Annotated in this window: 15 protein-coding genes and 2 pseudogenes; 11 read left to right on the forward strand and 6 right to left on the reverse strand. The window is 66.1% G+C overall.

What is annotated here, in order from left to right; translation table 11 throughout:
* Complete coding sequence (locus tag BJF89_RS08635) at window positions 1–873, forward strand: alpha/beta hydrolase (RefSeq protein WP_075814051.1); 873 nt, start codon at window positions 1–3, stop codon at window positions 871–873.
* Here BJF89_RS08635 and BJF89_RS08640 read toward each other — a convergent pair.
* The 3 genes and pseudogenes from BJF89_RS08640 to BJF89_RS20000 form a co-directional block, all read right to left on the reverse strand.
* A pseudogene (locus tag BJF89_RS08640) lies at window positions 836–1,758 on the reverse strand (alpha/beta fold hydrolase). The gene BJF89_RS08635 and the pseudogene BJF89_RS08640 overlap by 38 nt on opposite strands.
* Window positions 1,759–1,784: 26 nt before the next feature.
* Window positions 1,785–2,291, reverse strand: a complete 507-nt coding sequence (locus tag BJF89_RS08645; protein ID WP_075814053.1) for a phage holin family protein — start codon at window positions 2,289–2,291, stop codon at window positions 1,785–1,787.
* A 103-nt stretch (window positions 2,292–2,394) separates the two neighbouring features.
* A pseudogene (locus BJF89_RS20000) lies at window positions 2,395–3,338 on the reverse strand (HAD family hydrolase).
* A 138-nt stretch (window positions 3,339–3,476) separates the two neighbouring features.
* On the opposite strand from BJF89_RS20000, the gene BJF89_RS08655 reads away from it, so the two are divergent.
* From BJF89_RS08655 to BJF89_RS08685, 7 genes are all read left to right on the forward strand, one after another.
* Window positions 3,477–4,460, forward strand: coding sequence for a hypothetical protein (locus BJF89_RS08655; RefSeq protein WP_139311947.1), 984 nt, complete (start codon window positions 3,477–3,479; stop codon window positions 4,458–4,460).
* The gene (locus tag BJF89_RS08660; RefSeq protein ID WP_255372556.1) at window positions 4,457–5,626 is read left to right on the forward strand and encodes a TadA family conjugal transfer-associated ATPase; all 1,170 of its coding nucleotides are present in this window, start codon (window positions 4,457–4,459) and stop codon (window positions 5,624–5,626) included. Before BJF89_RS08655 ends, BJF89_RS08660 begins: the two co-directional genes overlap by 4 nt.
* A 5-nt stretch (window positions 5,627–5,631) precedes the next feature.
* Window positions 5,632–6,789 carry a type II secretion system F family protein gene (locus BJF89_RS08665; protein ID WP_255372557.1) on the forward strand — a complete coding sequence of 386 codons (1,158 nt, stop codon included), beginning with the start codon at window positions 5,632–5,634 and terminating at the stop codon, window positions 6,787–6,789.
* Window positions 6,790–6,817: 28 nt separating this feature from the next.
* Window positions 6,818–7,099: a DUF4244 domain-containing protein gene (locus BJF89_RS20005; protein ID WP_369803687.1), complete on the forward strand. Its 282-nt coding sequence runs from the start codon at window positions 6,818–6,820 to the stop codon at window positions 7,097–7,099.
* A 14-nt stretch (window positions 7,100–7,113) separates the two neighbouring features.
* The gene (locus BJF89_RS08675; RefSeq protein ID WP_075814059.1) at window positions 7,114–7,482 is read left to right on the forward strand and encodes a hypothetical protein; all 369 of its coding nucleotides are present in this window, start codon (window positions 7,114–7,116) and stop codon (window positions 7,480–7,482) included.
* The gene (locus BJF89_RS08680; protein WP_075814061.1) at window positions 7,469–7,825 is read left to right on the forward strand and encodes an Rv3654c family TadE-like protein; all 357 of its coding nucleotides are present in this window, start codon (window positions 7,469–7,471) and stop codon (window positions 7,823–7,825) included. The genes BJF89_RS08675 and BJF89_RS08680 overlap by 14 nt, the downstream gene beginning before the upstream one ends.
* Before the next feature lie 79 nt (window positions 7,826–7,904).
* Complete coding sequence (locus tag BJF89_RS08685) at window positions 7,905–8,537, forward strand: HAD family hydrolase (protein ID WP_075814063.1); 633 nt, start codon at window positions 7,905–7,907, stop codon at window positions 8,535–8,537.
* Window positions 8,538–8,600: 63 nt separating this feature from the next.
* On the opposite strand, the gene BJF89_RS08690 is transcribed toward BJF89_RS08685, so the two are convergent.
* On the reverse strand, window positions 8,601–9,914 hold the full coding sequence (locus BJF89_RS08690; RefSeq protein WP_139311948.1) for a lipase family protein: 1,314 nt from the start codon (window positions 9,912–9,914) through the stop codon (window positions 8,601–8,603).
* A 117-nt stretch (window positions 9,915–10,031) separates the two neighbouring features.
* Window positions 10,032–12,395, reverse strand: coding sequence for a DEAD/DEAH box helicase (locus BJF89_RS08695; RefSeq protein ID WP_075814065.1), 2,364 nt, complete (start codon window positions 12,393–12,395; stop codon window positions 10,032–10,034).
* Window positions 12,396–12,769: 374 nt separating this feature from the next.
* Between BJF89_RS08695 and BJF89_RS08700 the strand changes: the two genes are divergently transcribed.
* The gene (locus BJF89_RS08700; RefSeq protein ID WP_038546005.1) at window positions 12,770–12,973 is read left to right on the forward strand and encodes a cold-shock protein; all 204 of its coding nucleotides are present in this window, start codon (window positions 12,770–12,772) and stop codon (window positions 12,971–12,973) included.
* Between the two features lie 216 nt (window positions 12,974–13,189).
* Here the strand turns inward: BJF89_RS08700 and BJF89_RS08705 are convergent, their stop codons facing one another.
* Window positions 13,190–13,564: a helix-turn-helix domain-containing protein gene (locus tag BJF89_RS08705; RefSeq protein ID WP_075814067.1), complete on the reverse strand. Its 375-nt coding sequence runs from the start codon at window positions 13,562–13,564 to the stop codon at window positions 13,190–13,192.
* Window positions 13,565–13,638: 74 nt separating this feature from the next.
* Between BJF89_RS08705 and BJF89_RS08710 the strand changes: the two genes are divergently transcribed.
* Together BJF89_RS08710 and topA are read left to right on the forward strand one after the other, a co-directional pair.
* Window positions 13,639–14,268, forward strand: coding sequence for an NAD(P)-dependent oxidoreductase (locus BJF89_RS08710; RefSeq protein WP_075814365.1), 630 nt, complete (start codon window positions 13,639–13,641; stop codon window positions 14,266–14,268).
* A 159-nt stretch (window positions 14,269–14,427) separates the two neighbouring features.
* The gene (topA, locus tag BJF89_RS08715) at window positions 14,428–17,433 is read left to right on the forward strand and encodes a type I DNA topoisomerase (protein ID WP_075814069.1); all 3,006 of its coding nucleotides are present in this window, start codon (window positions 14,428–14,430) and stop codon (window positions 17,431–17,433) included.
* The last annotated feature ends 687 nt before the right edge of the window (window positions 17,434–18,120 follow it).

Here is an 18,120-nt window from a genome sequence, read left to right on the forward strand (position 1 = left end):
GTGACACGTGAGCCCGACAGTAGGAAGCGCCGCTGGTGGAGACGGGGTTCCGCCGTCCTGGCTGCCACCGCAGTCGGTGCCGCCGCGCTCTCACCCGTGGTAGTGCGTGACGGGAGGGATGAGGGGGGCTGTCGTCCTGATATCAGCGAGTTCCGCCACAAAGGGCGCAGCAGCCAGGTGTACACCTACAGCTGCGGAGAGGTCGCGGACCAGGACGGTTCGGGTCCGCCGAAGGGCGTGCTCGTCCACCTGCACGGCGACGGCGCGGGAGAGTTCGACCTTGACGGGGGCGGTGACGACGGGGGAGAACCCACACTGACCGAGATCGCACAGGTGGCGGCGTCCCGCGACATGGTCCTCATCGCACCCCGTACCCCGGACCACCGTCGCGGAGAAACGTGGTGGCGTAAACTCGACAGGAATCTCCGGTGGTTGAACGCGCTGGTCGATGACCGCGTACACGGCGAAAACGGGCTGGATCCGGGCAACGTCTGGTGGTCGGGATACTCAGGCGGGGCCGAGATGCTGAGTTACGGTGTTCTGCGCAGCGCCCGGGAGCTGGTGTCCGGCGGGGCGGTGCTGATGGCGGGAGGAGGGGCTCCCGAAGAGACACCTGACCCTGATGCCGAACCGCTCACGGTTCCGCTGCGGTGGTACGTCGGGGACCTCGATGACGGGACACGCAGCGCTGACGGCTTCGATGCTCTCAGCGCAGCCGCGGGAGGCTCCGCATGGCACCAGGCGGCAGGTGCCGAAGGGGTTGGGCTCCACATCCTCCCTGGTGTAGCCCACCTGGATTTCCCTCAGGCTGAGGTGCTCGACCGGGTACTGCCGCCTAGTGCTCCTGATCGTGACGGGAAACGGCGCGGATGATCGCCGCGACGGCCGGGGGGTCCTCGATGTGGGGGAAGTGGCCGACGCCGTAGAGGAGCTCCGATCCGGACCCTTCGGCCCCCCGGGCGGCCGAGCGCCGCGCGATCCGACGGGAGTAGGCGGGATCCATCGATCCGTCGACGCAGACGGCAGGGGCCTCGGTACGGGAGGGGAACGTCCGGTTGAAGTCGCCGCCCTCGGGACGCAGTCGGCTGCGCAGGGTCCAGCGCCGGTATTCACAGGACAGGTGTGCGACCTTGTCGATCTGCATCGCCTCACGGCGGAGCTCTTCGTGCTCCCGGCACCTGTCGGTACCACGGAATCCGGGTGCCACCTGGCGGCGGAAGGAGGTGGCTACGGCAGCGGAACCGTTCCTGCGCAGTGCACGCTCGGGGAGACGGGGAAGTTGGGCGTAGAGCGAGGCCCGCACCCGCGGCCACTGGGAAACCGGGTGCAGGAGGACTGACCGGGCAAGCACCAGGGGGTGCGCGGAGGCCAGGGTGACGATACCGCGGACACGTTGCGGCTCATGGGCGGCCATCGTCCAGGCAATCAGACCGCCTTCACCGTGTCCGACGACCAGGCGTCGGTGTGTCCGAGCGCGCGGATGGCCCCGCACATGTCGGAGGCGGCGGTGGTCAGGTCGTAGCCGCGGGGTGTCTTGTCCGAGCGGCCGTAGCCACGCAGGTCGACGGCGGCGACACGCACCGGCGGGGCGTCGGGGTCGCAGAGCTCAGGCATGAGGTCGCGCCAGTCGAAGTGACCGCCGGCGAAGCCGTGGATGAGCAGAACCAGCGGGGCATCGGCCGGGCCCTGGAGCACGACGTGCAACCGGATGCCCCGGGTATGGATGTACCGGTGCGCCGCGTCGGGGGGAGGGGTCATCGTAGAGAGGGGGTCGCCCGAGCGGGCTAGGTGAACATCCCGTTGTCTGCGGTGGCGTCGTTCTTGCCGGAGGGGACGACGGACTTCAGGTCATTGATGGAGTCGATTGTCGCCTGCGGTTTCTTGACCCCCTTCACGAACTTCACGCCGAAGAGCGCCAGGAGCGCCACCAGGACGAACATGATGCCGAAGACGATCAGGAACGCCGACCAGCGGGGCAGCCAGTTGTCCAGCAGCTCCGCGAGGAAGAAGAAGAAGAAAAAGGAGCTGTAGGCCAGCACGACGCCGGCGGCACCGAACAGGGCGACGGCGATCCCGGCCTTCTTGGCGGTGCCGGAGATCTCGGTCTTGGCCAGTTCCACTTCGGAGCGGATCAGGGAGGACACCTGGGCGGTGGCGTCTTTGACGAGGTCGGCGATACTGCCGCCACGACCTGCGGCCTGCGCGTCCACGTCGGACAGCGGAATGGAGTTGACCTTGGGGTTGAAGCTGTCCTGGTCAGTGAACAGGCCGTTGCTGTTCTTGTCGCTCACTACGCACTCTCCTGGTCGATGGTCTAACTCGGATCCTACTGGTTGGTTCTCCACGCTATTGTGCCAGAGGCTCTTCCATGGTGAGGGAGAAGCCGTACTCTTTCTACTCGTCCTCACGTCCCCGGAGCCAGACCAGCAGTCCTGCGGCGACAGTGCCGACGAGGGCGACAGCGGCGGAGGTGCCGGCGATGGCGCCGGTGTGCTCGGGAAGTGTGAACAGCGGTTCGGTGCGTCCGAACCTGGCGACGGGCCAGTCACGGGTGGTCGCTTCGCGGCGGAGGGCACGGTCGGGGTTCACTGCGGTGGGATGGCCGACAGCCTCGAGCAGGGGGAGGTCGGTCGCTGAATCGGTGTAGGCGTAGCTGACGGAGAGGTCGTAGCCTTCCGTCCCGGCGAGGCGGTGGAGCCCCTCCACCTTGGCCGGACCCTTGCAGAAGAACGGGACTTCGCCGGTGAACAGGCCGTCGTCGTCGACGTCGAGTTCGGTGGCGATGAGATGGTCGGCGCCGAGTTCGTCGGCGATGGGGGTCACCAGGACGCGGGCGGAGGCGGTGATGATCGCGACATGGTGCCCCAGGCGTGGTGCCGTGCGATGAGGGTGCGGGCCTCGGAGTAGATGACGGGGACGATCACGTCCTGCAGGGCTCCGTGTGCGACGTCGGCGAGATCGGCCTGGCTGCGCCCCCGGATCATGGCCACCAGGGTGTCGCGGGTGGTGTTCAGGGAGTTGTCGTCGTGTCCGCTGATCATGTAGTTGCCCAGCATCATGAGCATGCGCAGCATGTCGGTGGTGGTGATCAGCCCGCGTTCGGCGAGGGGTTTGCGGTAGGCCATCGACGCCGAGGTGTCGATGATCGTCTTGTCCAGGTCGAAGACGGCGAGGACGGTTGAGGGGTCCGCGCCGGAATCGGTGGTGATGGACTCGATCAGCTCGGCGACGGGTGTGTTCTCGGCATGGGCGTCGTCCGGCTCGCGTGGTTCTCCCTGCGGCGTAGTCACACCTACACCATACGTCCCAGCAGTCACATTCGTTACCCTGCGTCTCATATTTTCCTCTCTGGGTGAGCGTTGTCCACAGGGCCTGGGGACAGTGGCACGGAATCCGGTCCGAAGTTGTCCACAGGCTCACCTCCTGCTGGTCCGGCTCTACCGTCGGGGCGGCCGGTGGTGCCACTATCTACCGCCATGAGGGGAACACGAGGTGTCAGGGGAGTGTCCGGCAGGTACACCGGGGTCAGCCGTCGTCGGCGGGAGAAGGCTTCGCCGGTGCTGTTGATGCTTGATGACCCCGGGCTGGTGGACGAGGTCGCCATGATCATCACGGTGACCGGGAGACAGATTGTCCGGGAAGGTGAGGTCGCCGACCTCCCCGGTCTGGTCGTGGTGACGGACTCTCCGGATCCGGAGGTGCCGGAGACGGTCGGAGGCCGGTCCTCGGTGCGTGTCATCCGGGTCAGCGGTGTTCCGGGCGACGGGTCCGGGGCCCTGCAGATCCCGGAGGCGGCGAATGAGTTGGCGGCCGTGATCGGCTGTCATGACCCACGCGACATCGCTGTCGCGGGCGTGGTCGGCGGCGCCGGGACCAGTATCTTCGCTGCCGCACTCGCCGGAGCCGTGGCGGATCCGGGACCGGACGGTACGGACGGCCCTGGCCAGGCGCTGTTGGTGGATGACGACCCGTTGTCCCGGTCAGGGCAGTTCCGGCTGCTTCTCGGCGCCGAACGCGACGGGGAGGGCGACCCTGCCGACCGGGAGGTGACCTGGGTGCAGGATGTCGGTGTGGTCGAGCCCCGGAGTTCCTCCGTGGCGGTGTGCACGGCGCTTCCGTCGCGTCCGGTCGTCAGGGACTGCGGCCGCCGTGACCTGTCGGCACTGCCGGAGACGGTGACTGCACGGATTCTGGTTGTACCGCAGACCGTCCCGGCGGTCCTGGCGGCCCGGCATGTCGTGGACACCTGTAGCCGGATCCATGTCGTGTTGCGCGAACTTCCGCGTTCCGGCCTCACCTGGAACCAGACGCTGAGCCTGCTGGGACGGGCACCCACTGTGACCTGGGAGGACGATCCCTTCCTCACCGTGGATGTGGACCGCGGTGACTTCCGGCCCACGGGAAGCGCTGCGGGGACCGCCGGAACTGCGGCTCTTCGGTTGTTGGAGGAGCTCCGGTGATCGGTCGGATGAAAATGCGTGCGACGGCGCCTGTCCCGTCGACGGACTCCGGGGCCCACTCCCCGTCTCCCGCCCTTCTCGACAGGGTGAGGGATGAACTGGTGGACCGTGCCGTGCTCCGCCCGTCCCCGGGGGACATCGCCGGGGTCATCGGGGCACTGGATGGTGTGGAGGGCGCCGGGGTCGAGCAGGTGCGGGTACTCACCCGTGAGTTCTCCGGACTGGGTGAACTGGCGATTCCGTTGGGTGACCCGAACGTCACCGATGTCCTGATCAACGGGCCCGGGCCGGTCTGGATCGACCGGGGCAGGGGAGTGGAATCGACGGATCTGCGTCTGCCGGACGAGGACGCCTGTCGGCACATTGCCGTGCGTCTCGCAGCGGCGTGTGGTGTTCGTCTGGACGACGCCTGTCCCTTTGCCGACGGCATCCTCACTGATCTGCCACCGGGAGTGGCCGCGGCCGGGGTTCGTGTGCACGCCGTCCTGGACCCTCCTGCCGGCGCGGGTGCCTGCGTGAGCCTGCGGGCCCTGTCCGGTAGCCACCGCAACCTGGAAGCACTGCAGGATGCCGGTATGTTCCCGGCAGAAGGCGCCCGCCTGCTGCGCGAACTCATCGAACAACGGCGCTCGTTCCTCGTCAGTGGCGGTACGGGTGCAGGTAAGACGACTCTGCTTGCGGCATTGCTGAGCGAGGTTCCCGTCGACGAGCGGCTGCTGCTTGTCGAGGACACCCCGGAGCTTCTGCCGGACCATCCGCAGGCGGTGAGGCTGCGTACCCGGGACGAAGGGCCCGACGGGGCAGGCGGCATCGACATGCGGATGCTCGTGCGGCAGAGTCTGCGCATGCGTCCGGACCGCATCATCGTGGGAGAGATCCGCGGCGCAGAGATCGCGGAGCTGCTGCTGGCCTTCAACACCGGACATGCGGGTAGTGCGGGAACGCTGCACGCCAACAGTGTGTCTGCTGTTCCAGGACGCCTCCTTGCGCTCGGGGCGCTGGCGGGTATGCCGGCAGAGTCGGTGGCGCGTCAGGTTGTCGACGGAGTGGACACCGTGGTGCACCTGCACCGGCAGGAAGGGCAGCGGCGGCTCGCACAGATCGGTCAGTTGACCGGTACGCACGGCAGTCTGACGGTGGAACCGGTGTGGGGTCAGTCATGGTGACTGTGATGGCGTTGATCGGAACCACGGCGATGGTGCTCTTCACCGGCGGTCGTGTCATCAGCGCAGTCCGGGCATTGTCCGGGAGTCGGAGGAGGATCCGGGAATACCGTGACTTCACCGACGCCTTCGCGGTGGAACTGCTGGTTGGTGCGCGGCCGGTGAGAGCGGCGGAACACGCACTCACCCGGGAGCACGGTATCAGCGACGGGTTACGTCGGCAGATCCACCGGATCCGGCTCGGTGCGGACATTGACGGTGACCCTGACCAGGATCGTCCTGCAGGTGACGGAGTGGATCCGGAGCTTGTCAGACTCCTGCGACTGTGGGCTACCGCGGAGCACCACGGTCTGGCACTGGGAAGCCTGATGGGGCGGTCCGTCCAGGATCTGGACACCCGCCTGAACCACCTCGGCCACGTCTCCGGCGCACTGGCGGGTGCACGCATGACAGAGGTGATCCTGCTGCTCCTGCCGGTCGGGGCGCTCGGTATCGGCCAGTCCATGGGGCTGGAGCCGCTGGCATTCCTTGTCGGGACCACTCTGGGTGCTCTGGTGCTGCTGCTCGGGACCGGACTCGCCTGTGCCGGCGTCCTGTGGGTAGAGTCTCTGACCGTGACGGTGCTCGGCGGGGTCGGCGGTCGCGCCGGGCCGGGTGGAAAAGCAGGGGTCTCAGGGGGCTTTCGCATCCCGGGGGTCTCAGCCAAACAGGGTCTCGGCGCGATCGCTGCTGCCCGGGTTCTCGATGTCTTCGCCGCAGCTGTTCAGGCAGGTCTCCCTGTCGGGACGGCGTGGCGGGCAGCGGTACACGGGGCAGCTCAGGACACGCGGGATGACGATGACATGAACCACGCGGTCGCCGACCTGCTGCGCGTTGCCGGCCTACTTGAGTTGGGGGTGGGGGCGGGTGCATGGCAGCACCTGGCCTCCGACCCGAACTTCGGGCCGGTGGCGCGTCGGGCCGGGTCCCAGGTCAGGAACGGTGGGCGGATGTCAGAGGCAGTCACGGCGCAGGCAGACCGTCTACGGACACAGGCCGATGACAGTGCACGGGCGGCCGCGGAACGGGTGCTCGTCGCTGTTGCTGCACCGCTGACACTGTGCTTTCTCCCCGCTTTCGTGGTGGTGGGGCTGGTTCCACTGGTCATCGGATTCGCTGGTGTGTGACAACAATCGGAATTACGGAGGGGAAGACATGGAAGAGATGGAAGAGAACGGCATGGACAGGGACCGGGATGTCCGGCGGGACATCGATCGGAAAGAAGCCCCGGCAGCCCCGGAAACCCCGGTGGCTGCGGGGAAAGACGGGGTGGCGCTGCCGGTTATGGGCGATGACCAGGGGATGAGCACTATAGAGTACGCACTGGGATGCGTCGCGGCCGCGGCGCTAGGCGCACTGCTGTATCTCGTGGTGACATCTGACGCCGTGGAGGGCGCGTTGACGGCGATCTTCCAACGCGCGCTGGATACCCAGTAGCCGGTGGCGGCAGCGTGAGGAGGGTCTACGGCGATGACGGTTACGTGACGGTCGAGGCGGCCATTGTTTTCACCGCCTTGACCGCCGTCATCGGCACCGTCATCGCCGGGGTTCTCACAGTCGCGACGTCCCTCGGAGCGGTGAGCATAGCCCGCGACGGAGCCAGAGCCGCTGCGTTGGGTGACGCAGCGGCGGCACGGTCTGTCGTCACGGAGCGTGAACCGGAGGCGTCGGTGAGGGTGACCACCGGGTCTCCCGGAGGTCCGCCGGATTCAGGCACCGGTCATCTGGTGTACCGGGTGCATGTCACCGTGCCGGGACGGTTGTTTGATGTGTCCGCGACGGCGGTGATCGTCGGTGAACCACAGGATGTGCCGGGATGACGCCGGCTCTGTGACTGTGGCCGGCGTGTCAGTCATTCTGGCGGTGGTGGCGTTGGCTCTTGTCATCGGCACTGGTGTGGCAGGCATGCTGCAGGGTCATCGCGCGTCCGCAGCAGCGGACCTGACCGCGTTGTCGGCGGCGACGGTGATGCAGCACAAAGGTCTGGAGGAAGCGTGCGGGACGGCGGAGGAGATCGCCGAGGCGAACAGTGCCCGGCTCACCTCATGTGAACTGGTACGCGGTGAGGACACCGACTACGGCCCGTCAGGGGTCGTGGGGATCGGTGTCACCGTCGTCGTGGCAGGTACAACAGCCTCCGCTGCTGCAGGGGCAGTGAACTGACGCCGGTTCAGGATGCTCGTAGACAACTCGCGGTTGTCTCTTTCTGGCTGTTTCTCTGCGACCATGTAATGATCGGTGAATGGATTGTGGGGAACGGAACTTGAATGTCCGTGCCATAGTTTTCGACGTAGGCGAGACCCTGGTTGATGAGTCGAGGGCATGGGCCGCCCAAGCTGCTGCTGCAGGTGTGCCGGTGTTCACGTTCATTGCGTTGTTCGGCTCCTTGATTGAACGGGCCGAAGACCACCGGAAGATCTGGAGCGAGCTCGGGGTACCGTCGCCCCGAAGCTCTCCTGAGATCACACGAGCTGACCTCTACCCAGACGCCCTGCCATGTATCGAATCGGCACGGGCGGCAGGGTTTTCTGTCGGCATCGCAGGTAACCAGCCTGCAGGTGCCGCCGAACAGCTCACCAATGCCGGGCTGGCTGCTGACTTCATCGCGTCGTCCGCACAATGGGGCGTACACAAGCCGTCGGAGAAGTTCTTTGAGCGGGTTGTAGACGGGGCAGGAGTCGAAGCGTCTTCCATTCTCTATGTTGGCGATCGCCTCGATAACGACATTCTGCCCGCCCGGCGCGTGGGAATGAAGACGGCATTCCTCCGGCGTGGACCATGGGAGTACGTGCACTCCCGACGCCCCGAGGTGCAGCTGACGGATTTCCAGGTGGACTCGCTCGCTGAGCTGACCGAACTCTGGGCATCGCCGTAGCGCTAATTCTCAACCGGAGCTGAGCCCTGAGACCACGGACAGCCCCGGTGAACTGACGCCGGTTCAGGTGAACAGTGAGCGCAGGAACGGGGTGGAATCCGCCATTGAAGCGACCATCGCTCCGCTGTGGTCCTCGGGGTACCAGTGCACGTCGACCTGCTCATTGGAACCGACGAACTGATTGATCCACATCTGCGAGTTCAGGATTAGCCCGATGGGGCTGGGTACGTCGATGTCCAGGAGTCCGTGGCCCACGAACACCGGTTTGTCGTAACCGTCAGTCGGCGTGGCCATGTACGCGCGTAGGGCAGGCTCGAGACCAGGTACCGAGTTGATGGGGGCGGTGAAAGCGCGAGACATGCCAACTCCGTCGAGGGCGTCAGCCAACGCGGAGTAACAGGCTGTTTCAGCCATGTCGGCGATCCGCCGTCCTTCGTCCGACAGAACGGAATCCAGGTCGATCTCAGGGTGTGCCTCCCGGAATCCGGCGAGGATGTACGCGGTGTACACGTTCAACCCGGTCGGAAGCACGACCGGAGGGAAGGACGGCGACCCGGCGAGCACCAGTTCCTCGACGTAGGCAGGAGCACCGGTGGCGACACCGCCCCGGTAGTCCAGCCCGAGTTCGTTGCTGCGTTCCGTCGCAGCATGGGCAACGTGCAATGCCGCTCCGCCGCCCTGGGACTGGCCGATCACCGCCCAGGACGAGGACAGTGAGGCACCGACCGAGCCGAGGGACCCTGCCGCGGCCACTGAGTCGATGACATTGGCTGCGCTGACCGATCCGTTGAGATATGACATCAGTCCGGGCGTCCCCATCCCCACATAATCCGAGGCGACGATGGCATAGCCCTGGTCCAGCCAGTGGTTGAGGTAAGCGGCGTCCCGGTCCCCACGTGGCAGGGCAGACGGAGTGCAGTCGTTGCCGAGCCCCACGGTGCCGTGCGCCCAAGCCAGCACAGGCCACCCGCCCTCAGGAGTGGGGCCCGTCGGCAGGAAGACCGCAGCCGTAGATGCCGCAATCTCTCCGTGCTGGTCCACGGTCGAGTACACGAACCGCTGTTGGCTACCCGCAGAGCTCAGGCCGAGTCCCGGGGTGAGCGGTACCTCGTCGACGGGCTCGCCGACCCGGTCGGGAAGTCCGACACCGGAGGTGACATCGAGGCCGGACCAGTCCGGCGTCTCCTCATTGGCCGCCGGCTGGCGCGGAGCATTGCCGGCATCGACGAGATCCGTCGGGAGTGAGCCGACGGCGGAGCTGTCCGTCGCAGGCACAGGTACTGCGCCAGTGGCCGGGATGAGACCGCCACCCGCCAGTGCAAGGACAGCCGCGGGGACCAGGAGACTCCGGAGTGGGGAAAGTACGGATCGGGACATCGGACTCCTCGGGTTCCTCAACAAACATCACCGGCAAAACTATATTTTCTCCTACAGTAGCCTCCGGCAGACGGGTACGGACGGAAGAACACCCGGAGGGAACCGGTTCCCCGGTGTTCAGACGTGGGTGGAGGCATCCGCCAAGGCGCGCAGCAGTACCGCGGCGCCGTGTTTGAACAGTGGGTCATTGCCGTTGCCGCACTTCGGTGACTGCACGCAGGACGGGCACCCGGCTTCGCACGCACAGGACTCCACCGTGTCCGCGGTCATCGACATCCACTGGGTGAACCGTTCGAACCCTGCCTCGGCGAACCCGGCACCGCCCTCGTAACCGTCGTAGACGAAGACGGTGGGGAACCCGGTGTCGGCGTGCAGCACCGTCGAGACCCCGCCGATGTCCCACCGGTCACAGGTGGCCAGCAGGGGAAGCAGCCCGATGGCCGCATGCTCGGCGGCATGCAGCGTACCCGGCCACAGCGGTTCCTCGATACCGAGATCGAACAGGACGGCCGGATCCACGGTGTAGGCCACCGCGCGGGTGTGCAGCCGTTGTGGCGGATAGTCCAGCGGCACGGTGGTGAGTACCTCGCCGTCCAGCGTGCGCCGCTGGTAACCGGTGACCTGGTGGGAGACCTCGACGTCTACGTCCGCCATCCACACGCCCGACGGTGCGGATGCCGTGCCGCCGATCTCACGGGTGCGGCGCACACCGTCGACGCGGATGGAGACGGTCTCCTCCGGCCGGGTCGTCCACTCGGGGGTCTCCGGGTGCACCAGGGACACGGAGTCCTGCAGTGACAGTGCGTCGACCAGGTAGCTCTCCCCCTGGTGGACGTACACGGCGCCGTCGTGGACCTCGCTGACCGCCCGTGCGGCATCGACGGTGCCGAGCACCTGACCGGTGTACTGGTCGACGATGACCACCTCGTCGCCGGCACCGCCGCGGATACTGACCCGACCATGGACCTCTCCGGAGATCTCCAGGTCACAGAAGACTCCCCGGGGACGTCGGCGCAGCGAGCCGTCGGCCACGAGTGCGTCGACGACGCGCCGGGCCGTCGGGCCGAAGCCCTCGATCTCACCGTCGGTGAGGGGAGCTTCGGCGGCGGCACACAGTAGGTGACCGGCGAGGATGTAGGGGTTCGAGGGATCGAAGACACTGGCCTCCACGGGTGTGTCCAGCAGTGCCTCGGGATGGTGGACGAGGTAGGTGTCCAACGGATTGTCGCCGGCGACCATGACCACCAGGCACCCCTGCCCCCGTCGCCCGGCACGACCGGCCTGCTGCCGGAAGCTGGCGACCGTCCCGGGGAACCCGCAGGAGACCACCGCGTCCAGGCCGCCGACATCGATACCTAGTTCCAGGGCGCTCGTGGCGGCGAGGCCGAGCAATTCACCGTTGTCGAGGCGTCGTTCCAGGTCGCGTCGGGCTTCCGGGGTGTATCCGGCCCGGTAGGAGGCGATGCGGGAGGCATCCCCGGGGCGCCCGGCGGCGGAGAGGTCCTCGGCGCAGGCCAGCGCGGTGATCTCGGCGCCACGTCGGGAGCGCACGAACGTCAGCGTGCGCGCGCCCTCGCCGATGAGCCGGGCCATGATGCCCGCAGACTCCGTGGTGGCGGCGCGGCGGACGGGGGCACCGTGTTCGCCGACGACGTCCTCGCGGAAGCCCGGTTCCCACAGGGCGATGGTGCGCTCGCCCTGCGGCGAGCCGTCGTCGGTGACCGCGACGGTGGGACGACCGGTCAGGCGCTCGGCGTGACGTTCCGGTTCCGCGGTCGTCGCACTGGCCAGGATGATCGTCGGCTCCGCGCCTGCCCGCGCCGCCAGTCGCAGCAGACGTCGCAGCACCAGCGAGACGTGTGCGCCGAACACACCCCGGTACACGTGGCATTCGTCGACGACGATGAAACGCAGCGACCGTAGCAGCCGGGACCACCGTTGGGACTGTCCCAGCAGTGAGGCGTGCACCATGTCAGGGTTGCTGACGAGGATGCGGGCGTCGTCGCGGATCGTCCGCCGGGCCTCGGTCGGGGTGTCACCGTCGTAGGACGCGACCATCACATCGCGGAGCTGCGGGATCTGCGAACACAACCGGGCCAGGGCGGCGCGCTGGTCCTGCGCCAGCGCCTTGGTGGGGGAGAGGTACAGGCAGGACGCTGTCGGCTCGGACGCCAGACGTGACAGGATGGGCAGCTGGTAGCCCAGGGACTTTCCCGACGCGGTGCCGGTGGCGACAACCACGTCGTGGCCCTCCCAGGCGTGTCCGGCGGTGGCGACCTGGTGCGACCAGGGGGCGGTGATGCCGTTGTCCATGAGGTGGTCGCGGAGTGCGGGCAGCACCCAGTCCGGCCAGTCGGCCGGTGAGGAGGGTCGGGCGTCCTCGGTCCGCACGTGGGTCAGCGTGTCCGAATCGGCCCCTCGACCGGGACCTGATGCATGACGCAGCGTCTCGAGGAGTTCACCTCCGAAGGATTCGCTCATGGTGAACAGTCTAAGCGTGACCCCACCGGAGACATTCCGCGACGTATATGTGCAGGTCAATGCGGGTTATTTTGATGACAGGTATAACCGGAACCTGTGACCGGCCTGCGAATCCGGCATTTCGGGGGAGAAAATACCGCCGCTGGTATGGTGCTGCGGCGCGAAACGTGGAACACTGGTGGGCGGTCACAGTTTCTGTGCGTCGCTTTGCTCGCTGTATCACCGGTTAGACCCGCAGTCAGTAGGTAAAACGTTCGCGGGAGTTGTTTGCATGCGGACGGACCAACCTTTATCGGTGGTTCTAGCATCGGCCCGGTGGCCTCGCGAAAAGTTGGCGGGGCACCGATCACCGAGAAGTAAGTAAGGGAAAGAACATGGCACAGGGAACCGTCAAGTGGTTCAACGCTGAAAAGGGCTACGGCTTCATCGCACCGAACGATGGTGGCGCTGACGTCTTCGTCCACTACTCCGAGATCCAGGGCAACGGCTTCCGTACCCTCGAGGAGAACCAGCAGGTCGAGTTCGAGATCGGCGACGGCGCCAAGGGCCCCCAGGCTCAGGCTGTCACCGCTCTCTAAGAGCTGCGGCTGAACCCGCTGGCCCGGGGGTGACACCCCGGACCATGCAGTGAAAGACCGACGCCGCCCGGCGTCCGCGGAGTATTCCGTGGGCACCGGGCGGCGTTGTCGTACCTAAGGGGGCGGGTGACACCTGTGCTGGGCCGCGTGACGGGTTTTCGCACCCGTTAAGCAACTGACTGAAGTTTGACCTGGGGTTTCAGGTGCATCCCGTTCTTATGGGGTGCGAATGTCGACATCGTCCGTCCTGCGGTGCTCCACCACGTCCGACATGTGTGCGACCGTCCACTCGAACAGTGCATGGACAGGGGGTAGTGCAGACCTGCCGAGGTCCGTGAGTTCGTAGACCACCCGAGGGGGGATCTCGGGGAAGGCGGTGCGGGTGATCAGGCCGTCCGTCGCCAGAACAGTCAGGCGTTGGGACAGGACCCGTACGGAGATGCCGTCCACCGCCGACTGGATTTCACCGTTACGCAGGGGGCCCTGTTCCAGGGAGAGCAGGATCAGCATGTTCCACCGGTCGCCGAGGGTGCTGAACAGGTCACGGCTGGGGCAGTCGCGTGCGGCAGGGTTCCAGGGGGCGTCCGTCATGTGGGGAACTCTACCATGACACTATTTGAGGAATCCACTTTACAAATGGAAGTGACCAGCTTATGCTTCCGGACATGGCTAACATCACCGTTTACGGATCGACCGGCATGGTCGGCAGCGACATCACCCGTGAAGCAGTCTCCCGTGGTCACCGGGTCACCGGCGTCTCTCGCCGTGAGAACCCGGACAACCAGATTGACGGCGTCACCTATGTGACAGGAACTCTCCAGGACACCGCCGACGTGGTTTCCAAGGCGCAGGACGCCGACATCGTCGTCATCTCCGTGCCGGGACCGAGGGACGGCAGCTCCGTCCGGCCCGTCATCGACGCTCACGCCGCGCTGATTCCCGCTCTGGCGGACCAGGATGTCCGTGTCTTCGTCGTGGGTGGGGCAGGGGCGACCCTGACTGAGGACGGCACCATGCTCGTCGACACCCCGGATTTCCCCGAGGCGTACGCCGTCGAAGCCCGGTCTTTCGCCGAGGTGCTCGATCTCTACCGTGCTGCCCCCGGTTCCCTGGACTGGACGATGCTGGCTCCGGCCCCGGAGATCGCCCCGGGCGCACCCGCCGAATCGTATGTCCTCGGCGAGGATCACCCGGCCGGTGGCAGCGTCACGACCGGCACCTTCGCCCGCGCCGCCCTGGACGAACTCGAGAACCCGGTGCACCGTCGCGCCCGGTTCACCGTGGCTGACGCCTGAACCGGCCTGAAACCCCCCGTGGGGACGGCGTTTCCGCGGAGTTGCGCTCGCGGCGTGTAGGGTCTCACCTCGAACCCCCCTTGTGATTCAACTGGGCACATAGGAAAGGTTGAACACACGGGGCCACGGGAACGACAGGAGAAGGTGGGAGCAACACCGATGGCAGCGCAGGAGACCCAGGGCGGCGGCGGGAAGAAGCTCGTCATCGTCGAGTCCGCCACAAAGGCGAAGAAGATCCAGCGCTACCTCGGCGACAAGTACATTGTCGATGCGTCTGTCGGACATATCCGTGACCTTCCCCGCGGCGCCGCCGACGTCCCCGCCAAGCACAAGAAGGAACCCTGGGCCCGTCTGGGCGTGAACGTCGACGACGACTTCGAGGCCCTGTACGTCGTCAGCCCCGACAAGAAGAAGAAGGTCTCCGACCTCAAGAGCAAGCTCAAGCAGGTCGACGAAGTCTATCTCGCGACAGACCCCGACCGCGAGGGTGAGGCCATCGCCTGGCACCTGCTGCAGGTACTCAAGCCCAAGGTCCCGGTGCGCCGGATGGTGTTCCACGAGATCACCGAGGCTGCGATCAAGGAGGCCGCAGAGAACACCCGCGATCTCGACCTGGATCTCGTCGACGCACAGGAGACCCGTCGCGTCCTCGACCGTCTCTACGGTTACGAGGTCTCCCCGGTGCTGTGGCGCAAGGTCATGCCCCGGTTGTCCGCGGGCCGGGTGCAGTCCGTCGCCACCAGAGTGATCGTGGAGCGCGAACGCGAGCGCATGGCCTTCGTGTCTGCGGAGTACTGGGATCTCACCGCCACGCTGGACGCTGCGGACCTGAAGGACCAGGACTCCGGTTCGGCCAACCCGACGTCCTTCGACGCGTCACTGGTCGCCGTCGACGGTAAGCGCGTCGCGCAGGGGCGCGACTTCGGTGACGACGGCAAGCTCAAGTCCGGCAAGGCCCAGGCCAATGTCACCGTGATCAACCAGCAGGTCGCGGAGACCCTGGCGGAGAACCTCACCGGTGTGTCCATGTCGGTCTCGAAGATCGAGGAGAAGCCGTACACCCGGCGTCCCTACCCGCCGTTCATGACCTCAACGCTGCAGCAGGAGGCAGGACGCAAGCTGCACTACACCTCGGAGCGCACGATGCGGATCGCGCAGCGTCTCTACGAGAACGGCCACATCACCTACATGCGTACCGACTCGACGACCCTGTCGAAGTCCGGTATCGACGCCGCGCGTCAGCAGGCACGCGAGCTCTACGGTCCGAGTTTCGTCGCGGATGCGCCGCGTCAGTACAACCGTAAGGTCAAGAACTCGCAGGAGGCCCACGAGGCCATCCGTCCCGCCGGCGAGACCTTCGCCACCCCCGGGAAGCTGTCGAGCCAGCTCGACACCGAGGAGTTCAAGCTCTACGAACTGATCTGGCAGCGCACCGTCGCCAGCCAGATGGCGGACGCCCGTGGAACGTCGATGAAGGTGACGGTCTCCGGCACCGCCGCCAGCGGTGAGAAGACGGACTTCCAGGCGAACGGACGCACCATCACCTTCCCGGGCTTCCTGAAGGCGTACGTCGAGACCAGCCAGCTGTCGGACGGTCGCAACGTCGCCGACAACGCGGAGAAGGCGCTGCCGGTCCTCACCGAGGGCGACGGCCTGTCGACCGAGAAGGTCACCGCCGACGGCCACTCGACCAACCCTCCGGCACGTTTCACCGAAGCGTCACTGGTCAAGACGATGGAGGAGCTCGGTATCGGGCGTCCGTCCACCTACGCCTCGATCATCAACACGATCAAGGCCCGCGGCTACGTGGTGTCCCGTGGCTCGGCGCTGGTACCCAGCTGGGTGGCGTTCGCCGTGGTCGGGCTGATGGAGCAGAACTTCGGCTCGCTGGTGGACTACGAGTTCACCTCGTCGATGGAGGACGAGCTCGACCGCATCGCCCGCGGTGAGGAGAACCGGTCGCACTGGCTGCGCGGCTTTTACTTCGGCGACGACAAGGCTTCGGACGCCACGGCGGAGACCATTGCCCGTCTGGGCGGGCTCAAGACGATGGTCGGGGACAACCTGGAGCACATCGACGCCCGCAAGGTGAACTCCCTGCACCTGTTCGACGACTCCGAGGGCATCCCGGTGATCGTGCGCGTGGGTCGGTACGGTCCCTACCTGGAGCGCACGAAGCCTGTCCCGGACGGCGCACCGGAGGGTACCGAGCCCGAGGTGCAGCGCGCGAACCTGCCGGAGACGATCACCCCGGACGAGTTGACACGTGACGTCGCCGAGAAGCTGTTCGCCACGCCGCAGAGTGGGCGTGAGGTCGGCATCAACCCGGAGAACGGCCGGATGATTGTCGCCCGTGAGGGGCGTTACGGTCCCTACGTCACCGAGCAGGTCAAGGACGACGAGGAAGCCAGGGTCACCGCCGAGGCGGAGAAGACCGTGGAGGCCGAACGTGATCAGGAGGACGCCGACCGTGCGGCGGAAGGCAAGAAGCCGCTGAGCCGGGAGACGAAGACCGCGGCGAACAAGAAGGACAAGCGGATCAAGGAGATCCTCCAGGAGACGCTGAAGCCGAAGACAGCGTCCCTGTTCGAGTCGATGGACCCGGCTTCTGTGACTCTGGACGAGGCGCTGAAGCTGATGAGCCTGCCGCGCGAGGTGGGTGTCGATCCGTCGGACGGGGAGATGATCACGGCGCAGAACGGTCGGTACGGCGCATACCTGAAGAAGGGTTCGGATTCACGGTCCCTGCAGAACGAGGAGCAGATCTTCACGGTCACCCTGGATGAGGCACGGCGGATCTACGCCGAGCCGAAGCGTCGGGGACGGGCCGCGGCCAAGCCGCCGTTGAAGCAGCTGGGTGACAACGACGTGTCCGGCAAGCCGATGACGGTGAAGGACGGGCGCTTCGGGCCGTACGTCACCGACGGCACGACGAATGCGTCGCTGCGTCGCGGTGACTCGCCCGAGACGATGACGGACGCCCGTGGCAATGAACTTCTCAGTGAACGGCGCGCCAAGGAAGCGGCGGACGGTGGTGCCCCGGCGAAGAAGTCGGCGAAGTCCACGCGCAAGACCGCGAAGAAGTCCACCAAGAAGACCGTGAAGTCGACCACGAAGCGGACCGTGAAGAAGGGGTCGAAGAAGGCGGCGACGAAGAAAGGCTGATTTCTGGCGGCTTCTCTGCGCGTGAGGTATATAAGCTGACTGACCTGCCGTTAGGTACCCCCGGGGGTATCTTTCTCCCCTTTTAGTTTCCAGTGGGATAATGTTCAGGTTGTACGGGGAGTGATGACCTCCGCACAGGACTCACTGGATGGGTCGAACCTTTCGAAGTGAACGCGCGCTTTGGCGAAGGATCTTTCGCTGAAGTGCGCGTTTGCTCTGCGCTGGCCCTCGTATACCCCCGGGGGTAACTACGTTCACCAGGGGAATAGTTTTGCCGGGGATTGATCTGTATTCTCCGAGTTGTAGTGGAAACACCTGCTGCACCCCTTCCTCCTCAGAAAGAGAGACCATCATGATCGAGGCTATTCAGACCATCATCGGCGCCGTTGCTGACGCCATCGTCGGTGTCTTCAAGGCCCTCGTGGGCTCCCTCCAGGGCTGACGCACGCCGGCATCCGTGAGAAGAGCACCCCTGGGCCATGGCCCAGGGGTGCTCTCGATGGGGTGCTGTTGCCACCGGACGACAGTGTTTTTGCAAAAGTAGGTAGGATGCAGTGTGCGGCCCGGAACAGCCGGACCGTTCAGCATTGTCTTCCATCGAAAGGACGATCATCATGATCGAGACCATCCAGGGCATCATCACCACCGTTTCCGAGGCTCTCGTTGAGGTCTTCAACTCCATCGTCA

Source organism: Corynebacterium sp. CNJ-954, assembly GCF_001942345.1.
Lineage (GTDB): Bacteria > Actinomycetota > Actinomycetes > Mycobacteriales > Mycobacteriaceae > Corynebacterium.

What these genes read in the sequence shown, in the direction of transcription:
- BJF89_RS08665 (WP_255372557.1), top strand. Translation starts at nt 5,632, where the DNA reads ATGGCGTTGATCGGAACCACGGCGATGGTGCTCTTCACCGGCGGTCGT.
- BJF89_RS08700 (WP_038546005.1), top strand. Translation starts at nt 12,770, where the DNA reads ATGGCACAGGGAACCGTCAAGTGGTTCAACGCTGAAAAGGGCTACGGC.
- BJF89_RS08710 (WP_075814365.1), top strand. Translation starts at nt 13,639, where the DNA reads ATGGCTAACATCACCGTTTACGGATCGACCGGCATGGTCGGCAGCGAC.
- BJF89_RS08685 (WP_075814063.1), top strand. Translation starts at nt 7,905, where the DNA reads ATGGATTGTGGGGAACGGAACTTGAATGTCCGTGCCATAGTTTTCGAC.
- BJF89_RS08680 (WP_075814061.1), top strand. Translation starts at nt 7,469, where the DNA reads ATGTGCCGGGATGACGCCGGCTCTGTGACTGTGGCCGGCGTGTCAGTC.
- BJF89_RS20005 (WP_369803687.1), top strand. Translation starts at nt 6,818, where the DNA reads ATGGAAGAGATGGAAGAGAACGGCATGGACAGGGACCGGGATGTCCGG.
- BJF89_RS08695 (WP_075814065.1), bottom strand. Translation starts at nt 12,395, where the DNA reads ATGAGCGAATCCTTCGGAGGTGAACTCCTCGAGACGCTGCGTCATGCA.
- BJF89_RS08690 (WP_139311948.1), bottom strand. Translation starts at nt 9,914, where the DNA reads ATGTCCCGATCCGTACTTTCCCCACTCCGGAGTCTCCTGGTCCCCGCG.
- topA (WP_075814069.1), top strand. Translation starts at nt 14,428, where the DNA reads ATGGCAGCGCAGGAGACCCAGGGCGGCGGCGGGAAGAAGCTCGTCATC.
- BJF89_RS08655 (WP_139311947.1), top strand. Translation starts at nt 3,477, where the DNA reads ATGAGGGGAACACGAGGTGTCAGGGGAGTGTCCGGCAGGTACACCGGG.
- BJF89_RS08705 (WP_075814067.1), bottom strand. Translation starts at nt 13,564, where the DNA reads ATGACGGACGCCCCCTGGAACCCTGCCGCACGCGACTGCCCCAGCCGT.